This window comes from Chitinophaga sp. Hz27 (genome assembly GCF_042263525.1).
Taxonomy (GTDB): domain Bacteria; phylum Bacteroidota; class Bacteroidia; order Chitinophagales; family Chitinophagaceae; genus Chitinophaga.
Genome location: NZ_JBHKFJ010000005.1, coordinates 190,716 through 211,166 on the forward strand (window position 1 = coordinate 190,716; position 20,451 = coordinate 211,166).

General features: G+C 44.9%; 18 protein-coding genes. 2 read left to right on the top strand and 16 right to left on the bottom strand.

The window, feature by feature from the left end:
• From ACE38W_RS12880 to ACE38W_RS12920, 9 genes are all read right to left on the bottom strand, one after another.
• A complete protein-coding gene (locus ACE38W_RS12880) occupies positions 1 to 1,101 on the bottom strand; it encodes an efflux RND transporter periplasmic adaptor subunit (protein ID WP_375831414.1) in 1,101 nt (366 codons plus the stop codon).
• Positions 1,102 to 1,103: 2 nt separating this feature from the next.
• Entirely contained in the window at positions 1,104 to 2,417 is a 1,314-nt protein-coding gene (locus ACE38W_RS12885) for a TolC family protein (protein WP_375831415.1), read from the bottom strand.
• A 174-nt stretch (positions 2,418 to 2,591) separates the two neighbouring features.
• Entirely contained in the window at positions 2,592 to 3,353 is a 762-nt protein-coding gene (locus tag ACE38W_RS12890) for a LytR/AlgR family response regulator transcription factor (protein WP_375831416.1), read from the bottom strand.
• Complete coding sequence (locus tag ACE38W_RS12895; protein WP_375831418.1) at positions 3,350 to 4,357, bottom strand: sensor histidine kinase; 1,008 nt, start codon at positions 4,355 to 4,357, stop codon at positions 3,350 to 3,352. Before ACE38W_RS12895 ends, ACE38W_RS12890 begins: the two co-directional genes overlap by 4 nt.
• Positions 4,358 to 4,439: 82 nt before the next feature.
• Positions 4,440 to 5,099, bottom strand: coding sequence for a hypothetical protein (locus tag ACE38W_RS12900; protein ID WP_375831419.1), 660 nt, complete (start codon positions 5,097 to 5,099; stop codon positions 4,440 to 4,442).
• A 5-nt stretch (positions 5,100 to 5,104) separates the two neighbouring features.
• Positions 5,105 to 5,581 carry a hypothetical protein gene (locus ACE38W_RS12905; RefSeq protein WP_375831420.1) on the bottom strand — a complete coding sequence of 159 codons (477 nt, stop codon included), beginning with the start codon at positions 5,579 to 5,581 and terminating at the stop codon, positions 5,105 to 5,107.
• Positions 5,582 to 5,673: 92 nt separating this feature from the next.
• Positions 5,674 to 7,089, bottom strand: a complete 1,416-nt coding sequence (locus tag ACE38W_RS12910) for a serine hydrolase (RefSeq protein WP_375831422.1) — start codon at positions 7,087 to 7,089, stop codon at positions 5,674 to 5,676.
• 105 nt (positions 7,090 to 7,194) lie between these two features.
• Positions 7,195 to 8,088, bottom strand: coding sequence for a DMT family transporter (locus ACE38W_RS12915; RefSeq protein ID WP_375831423.1), 894 nt, complete (start codon positions 8,086 to 8,088; stop codon positions 7,195 to 7,197).
• A gap of 51 nt (positions 8,089 to 8,139) precedes the next feature.
• Complete coding sequence (locus tag ACE38W_RS12920; protein ID WP_375831425.1) at positions 8,140 to 8,640, bottom strand: MarR family winged helix-turn-helix transcriptional regulator; 501 nt, start codon at positions 8,638 to 8,640, stop codon at positions 8,140 to 8,142.
• A gap of 148 nt (positions 8,641 to 8,788) precedes the next feature.
• On the opposite strand from ACE38W_RS12920, the gene ACE38W_RS12925 reads away from it, so the two are divergent.
• The gene (locus ACE38W_RS12925; RefSeq protein WP_375831427.1) at positions 8,789 to 9,187 is read left to right on the top strand and encodes a hypothetical protein; all 399 of its coding nucleotides are present in this window, start codon (positions 8,789 to 8,791) and stop codon (positions 9,185 to 9,187) included.
• Positions 9,188 to 9,202: 15 nt separating this feature from the next.
• On the opposite strand, the gene ACE38W_RS12930 is transcribed toward ACE38W_RS12925, so the two are convergent.
• Positions 9,203 to 9,721: a DUF2199 domain-containing protein gene (locus ACE38W_RS12930; protein ID WP_375831429.1), complete on the bottom strand. Its 519-nt coding sequence runs from the start codon at positions 9,719 to 9,721 to the stop codon at positions 9,203 to 9,205.
• 239 nt (positions 9,722 to 9,960) lie between these two features.
• On the opposite strand from ACE38W_RS12930, the gene ACE38W_RS12935 reads away from it, so the two are divergent.
• Positions 9,961 to 11,310, top strand: coding sequence for a vanadium-dependent haloperoxidase (locus ACE38W_RS12935; RefSeq protein WP_375831431.1), 1,350 nt, complete (start codon positions 9,961 to 9,963; stop codon positions 11,308 to 11,310).
• Between the two features lie 113 nt (positions 11,311 to 11,423).
• On the opposite strand, the gene ACE38W_RS12940 is transcribed toward ACE38W_RS12935, so the two are convergent.
• From ACE38W_RS12940 to ACE38W_RS12965, 6 genes are all read right to left on the bottom strand, one after another.
• Positions 11,424 to 13,001 carry a tyrosinase family protein gene (locus ACE38W_RS12940; protein ID WP_375831433.1) on the bottom strand — a complete coding sequence of 526 codons (1,578 nt, stop codon included), beginning with the start codon at positions 12,999 to 13,001 and terminating at the stop codon, positions 11,424 to 11,426.
• Between the two features lie 31 nt (positions 13,002 to 13,032).
• The gene (locus ACE38W_RS12945; RefSeq protein WP_375831434.1) at positions 13,033 to 13,482 is read right to left on the bottom strand and encodes a hypothetical protein; all 450 of its coding nucleotides are present in this window, start codon (positions 13,480 to 13,482) and stop codon (positions 13,033 to 13,035) included.
• A gap of 29 nt (positions 13,483 to 13,511) precedes the next feature.
• Positions 13,512 to 13,946, bottom strand: a complete 435-nt coding sequence (locus ACE38W_RS12950; protein WP_375831436.1) for a hypothetical protein — start codon at positions 13,944 to 13,946, stop codon at positions 13,512 to 13,514.
• A 461-nt stretch (positions 13,947 to 14,407) separates the two neighbouring features.
• Positions 14,408 to 15,406 carry a hypothetical protein gene (locus tag ACE38W_RS12955; RefSeq protein ID WP_375831437.1) on the bottom strand — a complete coding sequence of 333 codons (999 nt, stop codon included), beginning with the start codon at positions 15,404 to 15,406 and terminating at the stop codon, positions 14,408 to 14,410.
• A 319-nt stretch (positions 15,407 to 15,725) separates the two neighbouring features.
• Positions 15,726 to 17,159, bottom strand: coding sequence for a SusD/RagB family nutrient-binding outer membrane lipoprotein (locus tag ACE38W_RS12960; protein ID WP_375831439.1), 1,434 nt, complete (start codon positions 17,157 to 17,159; stop codon positions 15,726 to 15,728).
• A gap of 10 nt (positions 17,160 to 17,169) precedes the next feature.
• The gene (locus ACE38W_RS12965) at positions 17,170 to 20,343 is read right to left on the bottom strand and encodes a SusC/RagA family TonB-linked outer membrane protein (protein WP_375831441.1); all 3,174 of its coding nucleotides are present in this window, start codon (positions 20,341 to 20,343) and stop codon (positions 17,170 to 17,172) included.
• Positions 20,344 to 20,451 lie beyond the last annotated feature (108 nt).

Sequence of the window (20,451 nt, forward strand, 5' to 3'; positions counted from 1 at the left end):
TCAGTATGCTTTAAGTAATTTATCTGAAGTATTTACTCCTTGCAGAATTTCCACCCAATCTGTAGATATGATTCCTGGTTTTACGAGGATGGTATCATTCTTTTTATCTCTGCGAACGATGACTTTACTGTCTGGGCTCAAACAAGCCCTTGGCACTAACAGCGCTTTATCTTTACTCCCAACGATGATGTTGGCCTGTAGCAGCGTACCATTGATCAACCGTGGCGGCACGGTATCAAAGATGGCCTCTGCCTTGTATGCCTGCAGATTTTCATCATATTGCGGATATATCCTGGAGATATGCGCGACATAGGTATTACTCTTTTCTGTATTGAGCGCCACCAGTACTTTTTGTTGCAACTGTACTTTGGCGACGCTGGTTTCATCTATGTTCAGTACTACGATCATGCTGTCAGGATTGCCCATCATTGCTACTACTTCGCCTTTTTTTACGAAGTCGCCCTTGCGCTTCAGCAGCGTATATACTTTATAGTTACCCGGGGCCACCAGGTTATAATACTGGGTATTAGCAGCAGCTGTTTGCTGGGTGCTGCGGCTGTTTACTACCGACTGCTGCAAATTCAGCTTAGTAGCGGCAATGTTTTGTTGAAGCGCATCAACGTTGGCGGCGGCATTTTCATAGGCCAGTCTTGCATTGTCTGCATCAACTTTAGATACGGAATGCGTGGCTAGCAGCCGTGCCATACGATCGTACTGCGTTCTGTTATTTTGCAATGTTTGCTCGGCAGATCGTAGTTGTGCCTGCAACTGTTGCAAGACGCCAGAAGCTTCACCAGCCTGTTGTTGAGAGATCTGCAAGTTTTCGGCGGCGGCCTGCTGCTGTATCAGGGAAGTGGTGTTATCCTGCTTTACTATCAGTTGTCCTGTTTTGACAAGATCACCTTCTGTTACGGGTACCTCGCGGATATAGCCATCAAAATAAGCTACCAGCGAAAACTGTTTACCGGCTTCAATATGGCCGGGTGCAAAAACCGCTTCTGTAACAGGGCCTGTCACCGGCGACACATAGGTTTCTGTCTTTCCTTTACAGGAAACGATTCCAACAGAAAAAACACTTATAGCAATTATTTTCCAGTTCATATTTATTGAAATTTTGTCTGACGTACCTGCATATTATATTCCTGTATGAAATAATCGCTCATACTTTGCAGGTATTCGTTTTGATTGGTGATCAGGTCAGAGAATACTTTTAATCTGTCGTCCAGGGAGATGATACCTTCCTGTAATTGTAAGGTGGCATGTCCATCATTTTTCCGGTATAGGTCCAGGATGTCCCGGGCACGGAGAAATGCCTGTTGCGTGCTGTGATAGTTGATCAACAAATTTTGATCATTGATATCGGATTGTAGTCTGGCATTATCATACAACAATTGTTTATTACTATAATCTGTTTTATTCTTTGCAATTTCATATCGTTTGGTATTACCGCTAAACACAGGCACGGACAGTCGCAGGCCCCAATATTGAGCGGGCATGTTGTTACTATTCCCAAACTTCACAAATTCATTCGATGCTATCTGTGTACTGTACTGATAAAAGGCAGATAAGGTAGGATTCAGTGCAGCCCTGGAATTACGCAGATTATTTTTTGAAAGTTGTAACTGCGTATAGGCGATACGGATAGCAGGATCTTCTTCAAAATTCTTTTTATCACTGGTCTGCAATTCAAGTGTGGTAAGCACTGTGGCCAGCGACAGGCTATCCTTAATATTCAGCATGAGTTTCAGGTTATTGAGTTGCACGGCCTGTTGCTGCAAGGCTACCTCCCTGTTTTTCATAGCTTTTTCCTTGTTGATCCTGGCGGTATTCAAGGTTACCTCGCTGATCTGTCCATCTTTATATTTGTTATCAGAGAGTTCGTATATGGCAGCAGTTGTATGTAGATTTTCTTCGGAGAGGTGAGCCGCTTCCTGCAATAGCAGGTAGGAATAGTAGGCATTGGCCAGCTGAGCATACAGGTCTGCCTTGGTTTTGGCCATATTCTGTGCGGAGAGTTCTTCGTTCAGCTTTGCAGCCTGTATGTGGAACCAGTCTTGCGTATTCAATATATTCAGCTGTGCTGCCACGGCACCGTTATAAATATATTTCGTCCCAAAGGCTACCTGGGTAAAGGTTCCGGGCGGCGCCGCGGAATTGAATAGGTTTGCTGGTATTAATGTCGACTGTATCTTCACGTTGTCGGTGAAGCCCCCGGTGGCGGTAACTGTAGGCAGTAATGCGCCATAGGCTTGCTTTACATTATCTGCGGCCATACTTTTATTACCGGCAGCTGTTAACAGCTGTATGTTGTTTTTATCGGCATAACGCCAGATCTCTTCCAGGGAGTTAAACCGTACCTGCGCGTTGGCAAAGCGGGAAAGGCACAGGCATCCTATTAAAAAAAGTATTCGTTTCATATACAAGGGGAACAGGGACTATCAGTTGTTTATATAACAGCAACGGATGCACGAAAATCATTGCTATTATGCCGATAGCACCTGTTTTATTTATGGCATAAAGTTGAAGTAATCATCTTATTAAAGAAAGGTGTTTATATGTCAGGCGGACAAATTCGCTGTTGAAGCGGGCACTCAGCTACCTTCCATCCATTGCAGCAGCTGTGCTGCGCGGGCTTTGCTTACCACCACTGTTTCAGGTGTTTCAACAGTCAGTTGTAATACCAGCTTACGGGCGAAGAATCGGGCGGCGTTGGCAATGGCATTTCTGTTGATCAAAAATTGTCTGTTGGCACGGAAAAACAATACCGGATCAATCATTTTTTCCAATTCATCTAAAGAGGTGGACAGCACATAATGCTGATGTTGTAAGGTAGTAAGATGTACCTGCGATTTGTCCAGATAGAAGCAGGCAATATCCTTAACTTGTACAGGGATGATTTTTTCTTTTTCGTATACCAGCAATGCTGATTTATAATTGATCCTGAGCTGACCGATGAGTTGTTGCAGTTGCTCTTGCCCAGCTGTTGGCTGAAAGACTGCTTTCATATCCTGATACTTTTGCAATGCCTTACTAACTTTCTCTTTGGTGACGGGTTTGAGCAGATAACTGAGGGCATTAGTATCAAAGGCATTCATCAGGTATTCATCGAAGGCGGTGCAAAAGATTACAGGGCTCTTTACTTCCTGTTGTTGGAATATTTCAAAGCAGAGGCCATCGGCTAGTTGTATATCCGAAAAAATCAGGTCTGGCGCAGGATGCTCCTGCAACCAGGATACTGTTTGTTCGATGGAGTCAGTAGTAGCAATGATCTCAATATCTTCCTCCAGCTCTTTCAGCATGGAGGCCAGTTCCCTGGCGGCTTTCGCTTCATCTTCAATGATCAGTACTTTCATCTTATCACGGGCAGTTTAACAGTAAAAGCTGTTGTTGTTTTTTCAATGATAATATCTTTGTCGCATAATAACCGGTAGCGCTGCATGATGTTGCTGAGGCCATTGCCGGTAGTGGTGCTCACACTCGACTTAGGTTGAAAATTATTGCTGATGACCAACCACTCGTTGCCTTCGTAGGTGATATGAATAGACAGTGGCCTGGAAACGCTGGCCACATTATGCTTCACGGCGTTCTCTATCAACAGCTGCAAAGTGAGTGGAGGTATCTTGGTATGTATCAACGATTGATCCATCTGCATATCTACTATAATAGCATCTTCCAATCTCGTTTTAAGTATGTAGAGATAATTTTCTACCAGTTCCAGTTCTTGCTGCAATGTTGCCAGGTTGATGTTTTTATATTGTAACACGTACCTGTAAACGTTTGCCAGCGCGTCTATAAAAGAGCGTGCTGTTTCCTCCTGGGTAAGCGAATGCAGGGTATTGAGCGTATTAAAAAGGAAGTGTGGACTTAATTGTTCTTTGAGGGATGACAGCGATGCTTCTAATCGTGTTTCTTTGAGTTGGGCGATTTCTTCTGCCTGTCGCTGGCGGAGAAGAATCATGCGCAGGTAGTTGACGATGAGGAAGATGAGCGCACTGAATTCGAAGCCTCGTACGAGCAGTAGTTCTATCTTTTGACGATGGCTAAGGTCCTGGTATAATAGGATGTTCTGTGTCACCTTTGAGAAAACCCAATCATAGGGCAGCTGAAAGATGCCCATGATCGATACCGCCAGCACCATCAGCCAAAACCTCGCTGCTTTGCCGGTAACATCTTTCATGTTACGGAGCATATAGATATGCGATATCCAGCAGCTCATGGAAAACAGAAAATTGTAGAGGATGGTGATGGCTACTGTGTCCCAGGGGATTACTTCCAGCTTAACCAGGCGCGGAGAAGTGCCGATGAGCGTTACGCCCAACGATACGATACATCCCGGTAACCAATAATTTTTCTTCACAGTGTAAAAATAGCGAATAATGGATGTCTGCCTTGCTGAGGATGGCTAAACAGGGCAAAATAACACTTAAAGCGGGCAGCTATCAGAGAATATCATAAAGATGAGTGGCTTGTTCGAGCAGAGATGTTAGCGTTGCCGGTTGTTTGGCTTCAGTATATTCCAATAGCAAAGTGAGTACTATGGCTATTTTGTGAGCCGGGCTACCAACGGTGGGCGCGTATTTGCAGACTACCTGTGGCAAACGATTTACCTGCCATCGTGCGATATCATAGTAAGTCCCTTTTACCTTCATTCTTTCTGCGGGGGCAGGTACTGGTTTTTCCAGTACGGTTGTAAGTAATTGGTAGAGGAGCTGGCCTTGTTGGGGCGACAAAGTCACGGTCATTTCTTTATTGAAAAGCCGGCACCAACGGGCAACTACTTCAAAGCCATTAGCAACGGGGATTATTCTGCAATAGGCTGCATGCGCTTCTGGTGGGCGCACCAGAAAATATAATTCTTCTGTTGCTGCTTTTATATCAAAATAATTATAATAGAAGCGGATACTTTTATGGTCGATATAGTTGTTGGGAGGTATTTCAAAATATTTATCTGACAAAATCACGCCCTCCTGCCTGCGGACATAGGCAGTATAGGCATTTCTGACGGCACAGTCGTGCGATTCAGTGTCTTGCTGGAAAAAGTCGCCATATTGTGCTGTAAATTCCTCGAAAGATTCTATATAGTCCCAGTTGCGTTCCATGTAGGTTATTGGTCGATTTCTTCACTGTCGGAGAGGTCTTCCAGTCGGAGTACTTCCTTATTTTTAAAGCTGACAGCGATGCCGAAGGGGTCGCAGATGGCGAAATCGCCGTCGGCGAAGCGTAGCATCCATTCTTCATCTCCATCATAAAAAATCAATTCCGGCATTTCCAGTGGAAGCTGCTCAGGATCTAAATGGAGATATCGGTGTTCCTGTTCTGACTGCAGGTATTTTGCAGGATCTGTGATGAATGATTCCAGGATATGTTCCCTGGCCTTCATAACAAAGACTTCCGCCGCGAGTACAATTTCTTCTGCCAACTGAATTGTTTCAGAAGAGATACCTGTACTGCCAGATTGAATATATACGATCACCATATCTTCACCAGCCTCATAACTTCCTTCCCAGAAAATTGTATTTTCAGGCCCCTGGCCGGCTTTCAACAAGCCAAACCTGGTTTCTGTAATGCTGCGTGCATCCATATATGCCGTTTTTTTATGCAGAGAAAGATTTAATATACAACTTTTCCTTTAATGCCCAAAAGTGATGGATGCAATTATACGGCAGTGGCGCGCTACTGTGCGGATTGTAATGCCTGAAGGATACGTGCGCCGTTTTTATTATCGGGATTGAGTTCCAGGGAGTGTTGGTACATTTTGATGGCTTCTGTTTTACGGCCGCTACGCATCAGTACTTCTCCATAGCTGTCATATGCATTCCAGCTGGCAGGGTACAGATAGACGTTGAGTCCAAAAATGGCCGTAGCCTCAGTGAGTTGCCCCAGGCTCATCATGCGGTAAGCCCAGTCATTGAGGTCATCTTCTGGCAGCAGGAATTGCTTATTTTTCTTTTGTTCCTGCTGCACGATAGCAACGGCTTTATCGTAGCCGGCTATACGAAGTCTGGTTTTAAGTACGGTGATGGGATCAGCCTGAGGGATAGCCGGATTGAAATAGCCAGCCACTTCGTCAATAAAATCTTCGGGGTATGCGCCTGCGAGGTTGGTCAGGACTATAACGGCCATTTTATCTTCCGGATATACGAAAAAGGCTGCACGTCCGCCACCGGAGGCCATTACGGCCCTATGTTCCGCCCGTGGCCGGGTGACCCATCCCAGCGCCCATTGTGTAGGCTGGCCGTTGTTATACTTCCCCGGCGTCCATAAAATCTTAAGCGCGCTGTCTGACAGTAGTTTGCCACGTTGCAATGCGATGATCCAGTTTGCAAGATCTGTAACAGTGGATTTCAGTCCTGAAGCGGCTCGCCGGTAGGGCGCAAATACTTCATAGTTTCTGCTAAGCTGCGGCGAATCGAGCATAACACCATACATTCTACTGGTATAGCGATAAGTTTCTGTACTATGAGGAATAACACTATAGAAATCTCCATATAATGTATTGCGCATATCCGATTGCTGGAAGATATGCTGCTGATAATAGTTTGTAAAAGGTTGCCCGCTTAGTTTGGTAATGATCCTGGCCAGCAAGGCGTAATTAGTTTGATTGTAGCTGTATTGTGTGCCCGTCGGGAATTCCATGGGCATAGCTTTCACCTCCTGCCAGGCTTTGGACTCTTCTGACTCATCAGGTACCCGTAGAATATCTGGCAGTCCTGAAATATGAGTGAGTAGCTGACGTATGGTGACAGGCTTCCAGGCTTCAGGCAGGCTATCGAGGTAATCGGCGACCGGCGCATTGAGATTTAATTTTCCCGTCTGCACCAGCTGCATGATGGCTATTCCCGTAAATGCTTTAGTACAGGAGTTTATAGAGAAGATTGTACTGTCGGTAACAGGTAGATTATTTTCGAGGCTGGCAATGCCATAGCTTTTGCGATATACCAGCCGGCCGTCTTTCACTACGGCTAGTTGTACACCAGGGATACGGCGGGTACGCATCTCCCTGGCAATAATACTATCAGGATGTTCCTGCGCAATAACAATTGGACCAGCGGCCATGAGCGCAACCAGTGTACAGCCAAATATCTTCATAAATAAAAATTGGGTACATGAAAGAAACGTTCCTAAGCAAATAGTTGCATCTATTTACCAAATATAAGCGCAAATAGTTGTTTAAATGATGACATGGAAAGATGATCAATATACTGTCATTGTTTCTTTCTTTTGTCTGGCCGACCTGATAAAATTCATCGTCATGATGGCAATCAGCATGATGGCAATACCTGTCAATTGCAGCTCAGTGATTGCTTCGCCGAGGATAAAGTGTGCGGACAATGCCGCAACGGGTAATTCTATGGTCATGAGTAAACTGCTAACAGTGGCGCCTACTTTAGGAATGCCGATAGCAAACAGTATGGGAGGAAGTATGGTACCAAAAAAGGCCAGGAATATACACCAGCGAAGCAAGTCTATTTCCATCAGAAGATGATAGCTGATTGATTGGAGATTCATCATCCAGATGGCGGTAGCGGCGCCGGTCATGATCCACGCACTTTTGTTCTGCCAGCAGATATCACGCCCTATCCTGCTGTTGGCAACGATATAAATAGCGTATACCAATGATGCAGCCAACACGATCAAAATACCCTTCAGTGGCAGCGAGGCTCCGTCAGTAAAGGATATGCCACTAGCCATACAGGTACCAAAGAGTATGACCGCAGCGATGAGCAGTTCGGAATAAGAAGGTTTCTTTTTAAACAGGACCCATTCTATGAGCATGCCTATCCAGGTAAACTGCATCAATATGACGATGGCTAAGGATGCCGGGATGAATTCTACGGAGAGATAATAGAGGAAGGTAGCGATGCCAATAGTGGCGCCGGTCATCAGCAGCATTGGGATCTGCTTACGGTGGGCAGCGGGCTTTTTAGATATAACGAAAACGACCCATAATACGATAGCGCCTATCAGCGCTTGTAAAAAAGAAATCTGTGCGGTATTGTAACCATGCTGGTAGGCCAGTTTTACAAAAGAAGACAGTATCCCAAAACTCACGGCGCCTCCAAGCACCATCAAAATATATCTCACCATCTTAAAACCGTCTGTATAAAAAATTAATACTGATCACCAGTACTGGTTAATTTATTTTTTCCGTTGTGTTTTTTTTAGATGCCTTAATGCCCTTTCTTTAAATCCATTTTCCTGTACTTTATCTTCGAATTTTGCCAGCAGCGAGGAGAATGCTTCATTATCCTCCAGCAACTCCTTCATGGTGGCGAGTCCGGCGTCCCAATATTTTTCTAAGCGGGGCATAGCTTTTTTCGCCTTTGCCGACAATGATATCAGTTGTTTCCTGGAATCGACAGTATCAGTTACTACCTCCAGGTAGCCTTTCTGCTGCATGTTCCGGATAATTTTGATGCTTGCCGGATGAGAAAACTGCATTCGTGCTGCTACTTCTTTTATGGATAGTTGCTTATGCTTTTTTAATAATCGAAATACAAGGTACCAGTTAGGCTCAATATCAGTTCCTATCGTTTTGTAAAATTCCTTGGTACCATACAGAAGCGCGTCGCTCAAACGCTTTATCCTGCTGGATATGCCCGCATATGAAAGCGCTCTGAGAAAATCGTTGTCTTCCATAAATATATAACTGGTTATACAAATATACAACATTTCAGCAGATACTCAATTATTGCTCAAAACCCGGCGGGCATCCACATAAACTAATATTACAAATGCTTGTTAGAAGAGAAGTGAAAAGTTATCATCATTTTTAATCCATCGAGCTATGAAACACTTATGGATACTATTACTGTTTATTTGCTGGCAGGCAGCAGCTGTAAAGGGACAAAGTATTAAGACAGTGACCAATACAGCTACTGGGGTGGTAAATGTGGCCTCCACAACTACCAAGATCATGAAAACGCTTACACCGTCTCTTGGTCTGAGTACTAAACAACAGACTTCTGTAGCTAAGTTGGTGACTTCTTATCTGCTGGACAGGAATAATATTATTCCCATGCAAAAGTCTAACCCATCCGGATATAATTCCAAATTCAGTGTGTTGAACAATGGTTTTCTGGGTAAGATGAAGACGGTGTTAACCATCCGGCAATATGCCAAATTCCTTGGGCTGAAGCCTGGTCCTACGAATACTGCGGCGGTGTTATGGATATTATTCTTTTAGTAAATAATATTACGTTTATCCTTTACTGTTAGCCAGCATAGCGGCAATGCGGCGCTCTGCCTCCGCTTTGCTGATACCGTTATAATAATCTCGCACAAAAGGATGATCATGGCTTTCATGTGGCACCAATTCAGGGCGTTGTCCTTTACCCGTGTACACTACGTTTAAAGGAATGGAAGTTTCGAAGGTATAGTCTGGCAGGTTATTCGCCAACCAGCCGAAATAGACGGCTTCATGGTCTGGGTTTTCGAAATTATTATAGTAATCTTTAAAGCTTTTTTCGCTTAAGGTTGTCCAGACGCCATATTCGAGCGTATCACAATGATCATTTACTCGCTGAATAAGCACGCCACGTATAAAACGATCAATCTGGTCCGGGTGACAAATCGCGCAAAGGTCGGATGTTAGCATTGCGAAATCTTCATCGGCTCTTTCTTCCGCCGAGAGTTCAGCATAAGCAGTTGGTGCGCTGAAGCCCAACGCAGGCCATTCTTCATGTTCTTTACCACAGCAGGCACAGATATATTTTGTCATATAGGTTTTAATTACAGCTGCAAAATAAGCAATCTCCCGATTAAGTTTTTTTCATTACGCCAATTGGATGCGTAGTGAAAAATTAATTTTAGGTACTCAGAATAATCATTCTTCAGTTATCCGGAGCTGAAGGAAATACAATTGAAAGCAGTTGTAACCCTGTTGTGGTAAAGCTTTGACCACGTGGTACAAGCTGCAGTTCAGACATATCTTTTTTGTACTCATCTAAAAAAACCAAAATGAAACCAATTCGTTTGTTCTCCCGTTTCCTGGGAATTGTACTGTTATTGGGTTTGGCATCCTGTAGTAAGCAGGATACCCGGCTGCAGTCAGCATCCGACAAGGCCGCTATAGTAGTAGAAAGTTTCGGCAATAGTGCCACCGCAGTGCCGGTATCCTGGTATCAGCTGGAGTTGAAGCTGATTAAAGAAACACCAGGATTTACACCGCCCATTGCAGCACGCGCTATTGCTTATACAGGCATTACACTACATGAAGCGGTATTGGGCAATTCAAGGTATGCGGTATCGCTCGTAGGCCAATTGAATGGATTACAGTCTGTTCCTCCCTATAACCGCCAGCAAACTTATAGCTGGCCGGTAGTGGCCAACAGCGCGATGGCACAGATTATCCGCAGCCTATTTCCTAATGCCAGCGCGGCTAACCAGCAGTTGATCGCGCAGCTGGAAAGTACTAACCAGCAGGCCTATACGGACAGTTGTAGTACCACCATCATCACAAGGTCTGTTGCGTATGGAAAACAGGTAGCAGACAGTATCTACCAATGGTCTGCCAGCGATGGTGGCAAAGATGGTTATCTGAATAATTTTCCATCCAGCTACATCCCTCCTGTTGGCCCTGGACTTTGGGTACCAACACCGCCACAATTCCAATCCGCTATGCTGCCCTATTGGGGCAATAACCGCACCTTGTTGAAACCTGCTGCATCAGATTCTGTGATCTTGCTTCCACCAACGTTTGCAACAGACACGACTTCCGCATTTTATCAGGCTGCTCACCTGGTATATCAAAAACGCTTGACCTTAACACCGGAAGAAACAACTATTGCATTGTATTGGGCAGATGGTGGTGGTACATTTACACCTCCTGGTCATTTGATAGCTATTGCTGCACAATTGGCGGCAGACCAGCACCTGGGGCTATCACAAGCTGCTGCATTGTTTGCACAAACAGGTATCAGTCTGAATGATGCCGGTATCCTCTGCTGGAAATATAAATACCATTACAACACCATCAGGCCGGTAACTTATATCAACAGGTATATAGACAGTAGCTGGACACCACTGATTGCCACGCCTCCCTTCCCTTCTTTTACTTCCGGCCATGCCACCTTCACAGGTGCTGCAGGAACAGTACTGGCAGGAGTTTTCGGCAACAGCTTTAGTTTTACTGACAGACAAAAAGTTCCGGAAGGATTTGCACCTCGCTCCTTCTCTTCCTTCAATGCCATGATCGACGAAGCAGCCATCTCCAGAATATATGGCGGTATTCACTATGAGTTTGACAGCGAGGCCGGAAAGGCCACTGGCAAGCAACTTGCAGCGAGAGTTCTATCGTTGCGCTATTAAGTAGCATAATAGAAATCAAAAAAGTAAGGGTTTGCAGCACTACTGCCGCAAACCCTTTTTTCTCAAACTACATATGGCTAATCTGTTAATGATTGCTGTGTATACTTTCAGACTTAGATAATATCTACCTGAATAGGTGTAGCAGCCAGGGTTTCCGCTAATCGTGCCTGGAATTGATCTCTACCGGTGATTACAATTCTGTAATCTTCAGGTTTGAGTATATCCGCCAACTCTCCCAGGTTGAAATGTGCTTCTGTATTAATACTTGCCCTACAGTTAGCACAGCCCAATACATTCCAGCGACTTAGCACTGAATGATGACCGATATAATATTCTTTACCTTCATAATTCGCAAAAGCTCTGATAACAAAGGAACCAAAAATATTTCCCCTATTCACATTCGACACGCGCAGCTTTTTGGTGGTCAATGGCTGTTCTGCAGCCAGATTCAGGGTGCCCCAGTTTTCTTTATCAAGTGTTCCTATTGAGTAGGTATATCCCAGATCTTTCTCAATATTCACTACTTCTGAAAAGATAAAGGTTTGCTTGGTTTTAGGATTTATAAATGGATCCAGCTTGGAGTTATTATCCAGTGGAACATTCATATCATACGGATATGGAGGTGGATCATTTGTGTCGCCACTGAAAGTGCCGGGATATTTCGGCATTATCTCCAGCTTGTCTCTTAGGTCCATTTTCTTTTGCCATACCCAAAACATACGATCTATGTTGCAGTGGTGGAAATAGAAGATAGGATCAAAAGCTGCGGTATCATTCTCGCCCATATCGCCATTGGCGCCTGGATATGGTGAAAAACTATCCGGGTCAAGATCAGGAACGTCGAATCCTCCAACAGCAAGGTGGATGTCATTATGAGGAGCCTCCAAAGGAACAATTACTTGTGTTTTATGATCATTGTTCCATTGTTTCGCGGAGGTGGTATTGGAAAATACAGTATAGTTAGGTGCGTCCAGGCATAACTCAAAGAGTTTCGCCACCCCACCCAATTTCAATCTTTCGGCGATAGCCGGTAATTTAATAGTGGCGCGCATCCAACCAGATACGTTGGAGTTTAGGATAAGTACGCCATTTCGCGGGCTAATTTTATCGTTATGTATCTGTGATGCCTTCTCTGCTTCAGGCGTACCAAAAAGGCCGGAGTACGGATATCTTACGGTGACGGTGCCTTCAGGTTTTGTATAAATGCTGTTATCGCCGCTTACATTGTCGTTAATTCTTTTCTGGTATTTGTAGGAACGAAGTGGATTATTGATTTCACCAAATCCGGGTAGTGACACTTTTTCATCTGTCAGCGAGAAGGGTACGCCGCCATTGATAGACTGCTCCTCTGTTTCGTCCCAATATGGAAGTGTTACATCTTCACAGCCAGGAATGCTGCGCAACGCATTTTCGATATTGTATAGGTAAGCGCGGTGCCACGTTGGAAAAAGGACATTTCCATGATTACAGTAACCACCCCAATAATCACCTTCTGTTGCTCCTTTCCCTCTGAAAGGTTCGCCATGATAACCCCCGATATTGAACATGGAATTTTTATCATCCGGAGGCAGCTCCTTGATACCTTTCCAGGCAATCATCAGTTTCTCCAAGGGTTCTTTATTTCCATCCTTATACATTTTTTCCAGTTCCCGAATGGAACGACGAATTCGAGGTTCATTGTTAGTAGCCATAAGAACTTAAATTTTTAAGAAGAGTAAATAATCAATGTAATACTTGCACTTTAAGCGGACGTTTTGCAAAGGAAGCCATTAAGGACCCTAGTATGATAAACGCCATACCAGCATACATCATAGGCTTAATGCCAGGGAACATAAACCTGGAGAGTAACAAACAAGTCACTCCTGCCACGCTGCAGCAAAAAGGTAATATTCCTTTCGTGCGGATATTTCTGTATTGCATAGCTAGATGAAATAACAGCAATCCAGTGAATACAGGTAATAGCCAGGGTAGAAATGGCAGTTTTGCCAGTCCAATGCTACCAAACATACTCATATATACCGCCCAGCAAACAGGGCATTTAGGAAAAAAGGCAATGAGTATACTTAATAACACCGAAGGCAGACTCCTGGCGGATTTCACAGAAACCTGCTGCCACGTATTATCTGCAGAAGGTTTAGTACTGCAACAATTACAAGTAGTTTCAGTTGCCATAACCAGATATTAAAATGATATCGAAGGCATTAACGCAATACGGAATAAGCAGTACCTACTACGCCAGCTTTATGGTTTCCGGTACCATCCAATCCTGGATGATCTTTCAGTCGTACCACTGATCCAGCCAGTACTGTAGCCTGATTGATACCACCACTAATTTTGGGCAGATAATAAAACTCATAACCATATTCCCAGAGTGCCTGACCAGTGCCGGCTTTATTCATTCCAGTACCGATAAAGCTCATGCCCTGCGGATTTGTATTTAGCAATTTCCCAGTGATGTTGAGGCTCCATTCACCAGCGGTACCAATCGTTCCACTGATACGGCCATCAGAGGAAATATTGAGCTGTAGTGTGCCGTCGCCCAATTCGAGATCCTTAAGATTAGTATTGAGGTCCGCATTGTTGTAGAAACTCCGGTACGACCAAATGGAGCGTTGGATAACAGGTCCTTTTTCCATGAGAGAAAAGATTTAATATATGAACAATAGATATCCGGTCCTGCGGTGAGGAAGGGTTTTCACATAAGAACAGACATACAACTCAGTGTCATAGCTATTAAGCTACAACATTGGGCCAGGCGAAGTAAATTTTAAGATAACCTTGCGATCAACAGTTACAATAAGGGTTCTGCGACCTACCGTTTGGCTTCATGATAACTGGTTAATGGTTTTGTTAAGGGAATTCACATAGTAAGGATAGCTATCTATCTTTAATACTTTTTCAAATATAAAATTAAAATCGAGAAAAGAACCATCATCTCACAGAAATAAAATTGACATAAATCAAATAATTTCTATCAGCATTTTCATACGATATATATGACTATAAACAAAAAATCGGATATGGCGCAATGCACGTCCATACCCGATTTAACACTTGTAAATGATGGAAAGTTAGTAGTAGAAAGACGAATAAACGGTTATAAATTTTTCCTATCATCAGCATCTTTAGCTGCAAACTGCGTAGCATAGCGCAATGTATCCTGCATTACCCAGTCTATATATCCTTTCATCCAATATTTACAGCCATCCATGAAACTTGCCATAGTTGTGCTGGCATCCGGATATAATTCTTCGCTGAGAATAATGAATTTTGCAATCTCTTCGTATATGCGGTTTGCGGTATAGTTCACCCCTTCCTGTAAAGTCCTTCCTTCCTCTGCGTGTATCAGTACCATATTCCTGAATTGTCCTGGCTGGCGGGCTTCCACCGGCACGCTCTGAATATCATTACTCCAGCATACCATGTTATTTACATACAAACACAGCTGTTGAATATCAGCGCTGTAGTAGATTTCCGGACTTACGGCGCCTGCATTGGCTACATCTACTAAGGCAACACAGGGGTTCATGCCGCTGGTATGCCGGCGGATTGTTTCGTAAGTAGTCATTTGCGAGGAGCGAGATCCAAGATGATTCAGTATCTGCAAAGCCGCGGTAGTGGCCCAGAGGCGCATACCTTGTGCAAAGCGTTCAAAATGTTCGGCACTAAGCAACTGTCGTAAACGCTGGCAAACATCCAGCCAGGCAAGTTCGCCATACACTGGCGCAGGTCTGCTTCGTTGAAGGTCCAGCACATCTATCATTGCGGTAAGATGCTGTAAAGTCTCTGTATTCAATGTTTCTACGCGATCTACAAACAGATCATCTGCCATAAAAAACCAAAGAAAATAATCTGCAATCACCTGCAGCAAATCAGGACTGGCATTGGGATAACACCTTGCAGCGAGGTAAGCGTAACGCGTACGTTTCACCCTTTCTCTATAGGTATCATTTAAGAAAAGACCATACTGCTCTCCCCAGGCTAACATCTTTTCTTCCGTTGCCGCCGCATACGGGGAAATGGCTTCCGGCCATGGAAGCTTAAATACAGGAATACGCAAGGCTGTAAGCTGGGTTTCCAGGTTCTCTATTTTCATGGTTATTGAAGGAATTTAAACACTCATGGTATCCATAAATAATAATGTGGGCTACAGCATTCTATATAAAACCAGTCGGCCATTCAACATGAATATTAATACAAACGGGGTATATAAAATAGTCAATTCAACTTACCATACTTGTGGCTGTTGCAGCCTCCAGCAATGATAATACGGCTTACCTGAAATCTCACCGCAGTGGAAATATGGGTTTAAACACTATTTATATAAACTTATCCAGGAAGACCTATCAACAAAAAAGCGCAGCCTTCATAAAAAAGAGCTGCGCTTTGTAATCCTTATAAACTATGGCAGTAGCTTAATAAACATCGAACCAAAGTTTGGTTGTTAGTAAGTCCACACCCTGGCGAGCTACAGCGGCTTTATAATTCTTGCCATTCAGCGCCTGCTCACTGGAAGGATAGGTAAGTCTTACCGGAATTTTCCCCAACAAAACGCCTGTATATGCCGGCTTCAGCTGCGGATAATCCAATCTGCGCCATTCTGCGAAGGCTTCCAGACTTTCACTAAACAGTGCTAGCCACTTCTGCTCTCCTATCGATTTTTTATAGTTAGCTGCGTTGTACTGTACTGCTGGTTGCAGCAGGTAATTATCCACTGTAGTACCTGTGATACCATATTGCTTGAAAGAAGCGCGGATTGCCTGGTTGTATAACGTTGTGGCATCACCGTTATAGAAGCCACGCTGGGCGGCTTCTGCGAGGATAAACAATTGCTCTGCATAGGTAAACAGCAGTGCTGGCGCCTGGGAAGCGGTGAACGCCGCTCCTATATCTGAGGTTTTAGAAAAGCCCAGGCGGGAAGCCGAATCAGCAGCAAGGCCGTTCGTAACTCCCAGGTAAGGCCCACCATCCGCAGGTTTAGCTGCGTATATGGGTAACCGTGGGTCGTTTAATGTTTGCAGATAATCTATAACGGTTTTGCTTATACGATAATCGTTGCGTGTTTCGCGGTTTTTACCTACCGGGTTCTGGCTAGGAGAAGCGAGATAATTCAGTCTTGCATCTCTGTCGCCATCCGCGAAGAATACATTTCCTTCGGCTGCCAGGTCAGTAAATACTTTTTTGGCGCCATCAGGATCACGGTCGGCAATACGCAGGGCAATACGGGAACGCAGGCCGTTAGCGAATTTCTTCCAGCCCTGCAATTTGCCTTGCAGCAGCGAATCGCCAGTAAGCGCGGCATTTGGATTTGCGTCAATGATTGTCACTGCCTGTTTCAGTTCGGCCAGCAAACCATTGTAGACATCCTGCTGTGCATCATATTTAGGAGTGAGATATTTATCTATCTGACCTGCCTGTGAATACGGCACATCACCGTAGAGATCTGTAAGCACCTGGAATATCCAGGAGCGCATGATAATGGCCGCAGCCTTATAGCCAGGCTGTTTGAGGGTATCGCCCAGTTGGATGACCGTCGTAAAATCGGTGATACCCTGTGCATAGAAATTATTCCATACATTCTGAATGCTGGTGCTGGCGGGGATATATCGATCGGGATCAGGATACTGGATTTTAGCCCAGTACTGCACATAGAGCAGACTTGTTTCCATGGAGGCATCAGTACCCCAATAAGTGTCTATATTCGATTTGATGCCATTGGCGAGGAGATATTCCACATCCGGTACCGTAGGCTCGTTCGGGTTAGTATTGATACGGTCCAGTTCTTTGCGGCATCCTGCTAATGTCAGGGCCACCGTCATTATATAAAAAGGAATTAGCCACTTCTTCATGATGGGTAGATTAAAATGAGACATTCAAGTTAAAGCCATAGCTGCGTGTGGTCGGGATTTGCAGCGTTTCCAGCCCCTGCCCGTTGCCGGTATTGAAGGCCGTTTCCGGATCGATGTTAGGTGTATGTTTGCTCAGGTAACCGAGGTTTCTACCTACCAGTGCAATATTTACGGCTTGCAGGCCCCATCTTTTTACAATGGACTGTGGCAGCGCATATCCTATTTTTATTTCTCTCAGCTTAATAAAAGAGGCATCATAGATAGCTGTCTCATTCAGGCTGCTGCTGTATATTGCTTTGTAGTAGTCTGGTGCTGCAAGAATGGCCGTATTTTTCTTTCCGTCGGCAGTATAGCCGTCGAAGATGATACCGTCATGTTTTACCACGGCGCCATTAGGAGCGGTGGCATCATGAGACGCGAGCTGTACATTCGTCTTACCGTCGAAGTAATACGGCAAGCCGCCATTTTCTGCATCCCTGCCGGGCATAGTAGCTGCCAGTACGCCGGTACGCATACCTGTGTAGTTCGTACCCGACCAGATGGAGCCACCCTGTTTGGTATCAATGAGGAAGCTCAGGCTAACACCTTTAAAAGAGAAATTATTGTTGATACTTCCGGTCCATTTGGGTGTGAAGTAACCCAGCACTTTTTTGTTGGGGTCTATCTGTGGGCGTCCATCGGCATTTACCAGGATGCGGCCTTGATTGTCGCGCGCATATCCTGCTCCGAACAATGCGCCGTAACGCTGGCCGGTGGTGGCGATTACCTGCATATTGCCGGAGCTGCCCAACACGTAACTGTTCAGGAAGCCATCTCTATCCAGCGATATTACTTCACTTACGTTTCTGGCATAGTTAACGTTCACGTCCCAACGAAAACCGGAGTGGGAGATATAAGGGGTACCACCCAGCTGGATTTCTATTCCATGATTTTTCAGTTCTCCGCTGTTCAGCAGTTTGTTTAGATAACCGGTAGATGCGCTTACATCTGCCAGCAGTATCTGGTTGCGGCTGATCGTATTATAGTAGGTTATATCTACTCTTGCCCTGTTTTTAAAGAAACCTGCTTCCACACCGAGTTCTGTAGAGGTGGTGATTTCAGGTTTAATATTTTTGCTGAGGTATTTATCTGAAACCGTGAGCAATGGCTGCGAACCAAAGGGTGTACTGAAAGGATAAGTATTTACCTGCTGATAAGGATCTGTGTCCTTACCTACTTGTGCCCAGCCACCACGAAGCTTCAGCAGGGAAAGTACCCTGCTTTCCAGGTGCAGCGCTTCAGATAATACGAGACTCGCATTCACAGACGGATAGAAGTAAGATACCGGCAATGTGGAAGACCAGTCGTTACGCGCGGTGAGGTTCACGAAAGCATAGTTACGATAGCCTATCTGCGCAGATCCGAAAGCACTGTATACTTTTTGTCTATTGAGTAAACTGGTAGATATCAGGGGATCGCGGGAGTTATTGAGCGTATAAACTCCTTTCACGGCAAGTCGTGGCGCTTGTTGATAGTTTTGTTCAAACTGGTTGGTGCGTAAGTTACCACCTGCCAGTACATCGATATCGAAGCCTGCACCCAGTTTCTTTTTAGCATTCAGTGTAAACTCGCCATTGGTTTCATTTACAGCGTATGCATCTTCTGTATAAGATCCGAAAGGCGTGCCATTGGTATAATAGGCTACACGATATTTACGTCGGTCCTGGTAATAGTCGGTACCAATGCGGAAGGCGGCCGTGAGCCAGGGTTGTATTTCGTATGACAGGCGCGCATTGCCGAGGAAGCGATGGCGCTGCATGCCTACTGTATTTTCATTCTGGATCCAATAAGGGTTGCTATAGTAGCTATGATTCCAGTTATAGTCAGTGCCGTCTGGATTTTTATAGTTCTTCAGTTTCTCTATATCTACTTGTCTTCCAAACCAGATGAACTGCAAAGTTACGCTATTACCGCGTTTGCCGTCAACGCCGGGGAGGTTGTCGGCGCCGCTGCTAACGTAGTTGGCGTAGGTACTAAGTGTGAGTTTAGGTGTGATATGGAAGTTATTGCTGGCAACAAAAGTATTGCGGGTGATGCCGGTATTAGGAAGGATACCTTGTTGTTTGGTATTATTATAAGAGAAGCGATAATCCATTTTATCGTTTGCGCCGCCAACAGATACGCCATTGTTCAGCGTATAGCCGGTCACGTAAAAATCTTTTACGTTATTGGGATGTGCTACAAAAGGTACTGGTTCACCATTGGAGAAGAACTGTGGTATGAGGCGTCCGTCTAGTTTAGGCCCCCAGCTTTCATCCACGCCATCGTTGAGTCCACCGCCTTTACCATCTACATAGGAGAATTGTCCGCCGGATCCTTGTCCGTAGGAGTTCTGGAAGTCGGGCAGGATAAGTACTTTATCGAATGTAGCTCCTGAGTTAACGGTAACGCCCATACCGCCTTTGGTATCTTTTCCTGTTTTTGTTTTGATGACTATAACGCCACCGGATGCACGGGAACCGTATAAGGCTGCGGCGTTAGGCCCTTTGAGCACGCTGATGGCGGCGATATCATCCGGGTTGATGTCAGAGATGGCATTGGCGAAGTCGCGGCCTGTGCCTACGCCCAGCTGGCTATTATCTACCGGCACGCCGTCGAGTACGAACAGTGGTTGGTTATTGCCTGCGATGGAGGTTTCGCCGCGGATCACGATGCGGGAGGAGCCCATGTTTCCCTGGCTGTTGGTTACTTGTACACCAGCGATTTTTCCGGAGAGTGCGTTGACGAGGTTGGTTTCTTTAGCCTCAGAAATATCTTTGGATTTCAACTCCTGTACGGCGTATCCGAGGGATTTCTTTTCCCTGGAGATACCCAGTGCGGTGACTACTACCTCATTCAGTTTTTGGTCTGTATTTTCCAGGAAGATGTTGATGACATGATTGCTGCCTACTACCTGATAGGTAGAAACAAATCCCAGGAACGATACCTGTAGCGTATCTTTTTCATGTGCGCTGATGCTATAGCGGCCATCGGCGTCTGATTGAGTGCCCGTGGTGGTTCCTTTTACACGTATAACGGCACCGGGTATACGTTGAGCATCGCTGCGGGAGGTGACTACTCCGCTTACCCGTACTTCCTGGGCAATAGCATGCTGCAGGCAGCATAGCGCTGTCGCCAGGCTTAGTAGCCTCTTCAGGTTTATCATAATAATATCTTTTTTATGCGGACTTAAATCATGGCTGTTACGGCATGGACTTTACGATTCGCGACGTTTGATTTTGGCAATTAATAGCTACAATTGAATTTCAATATC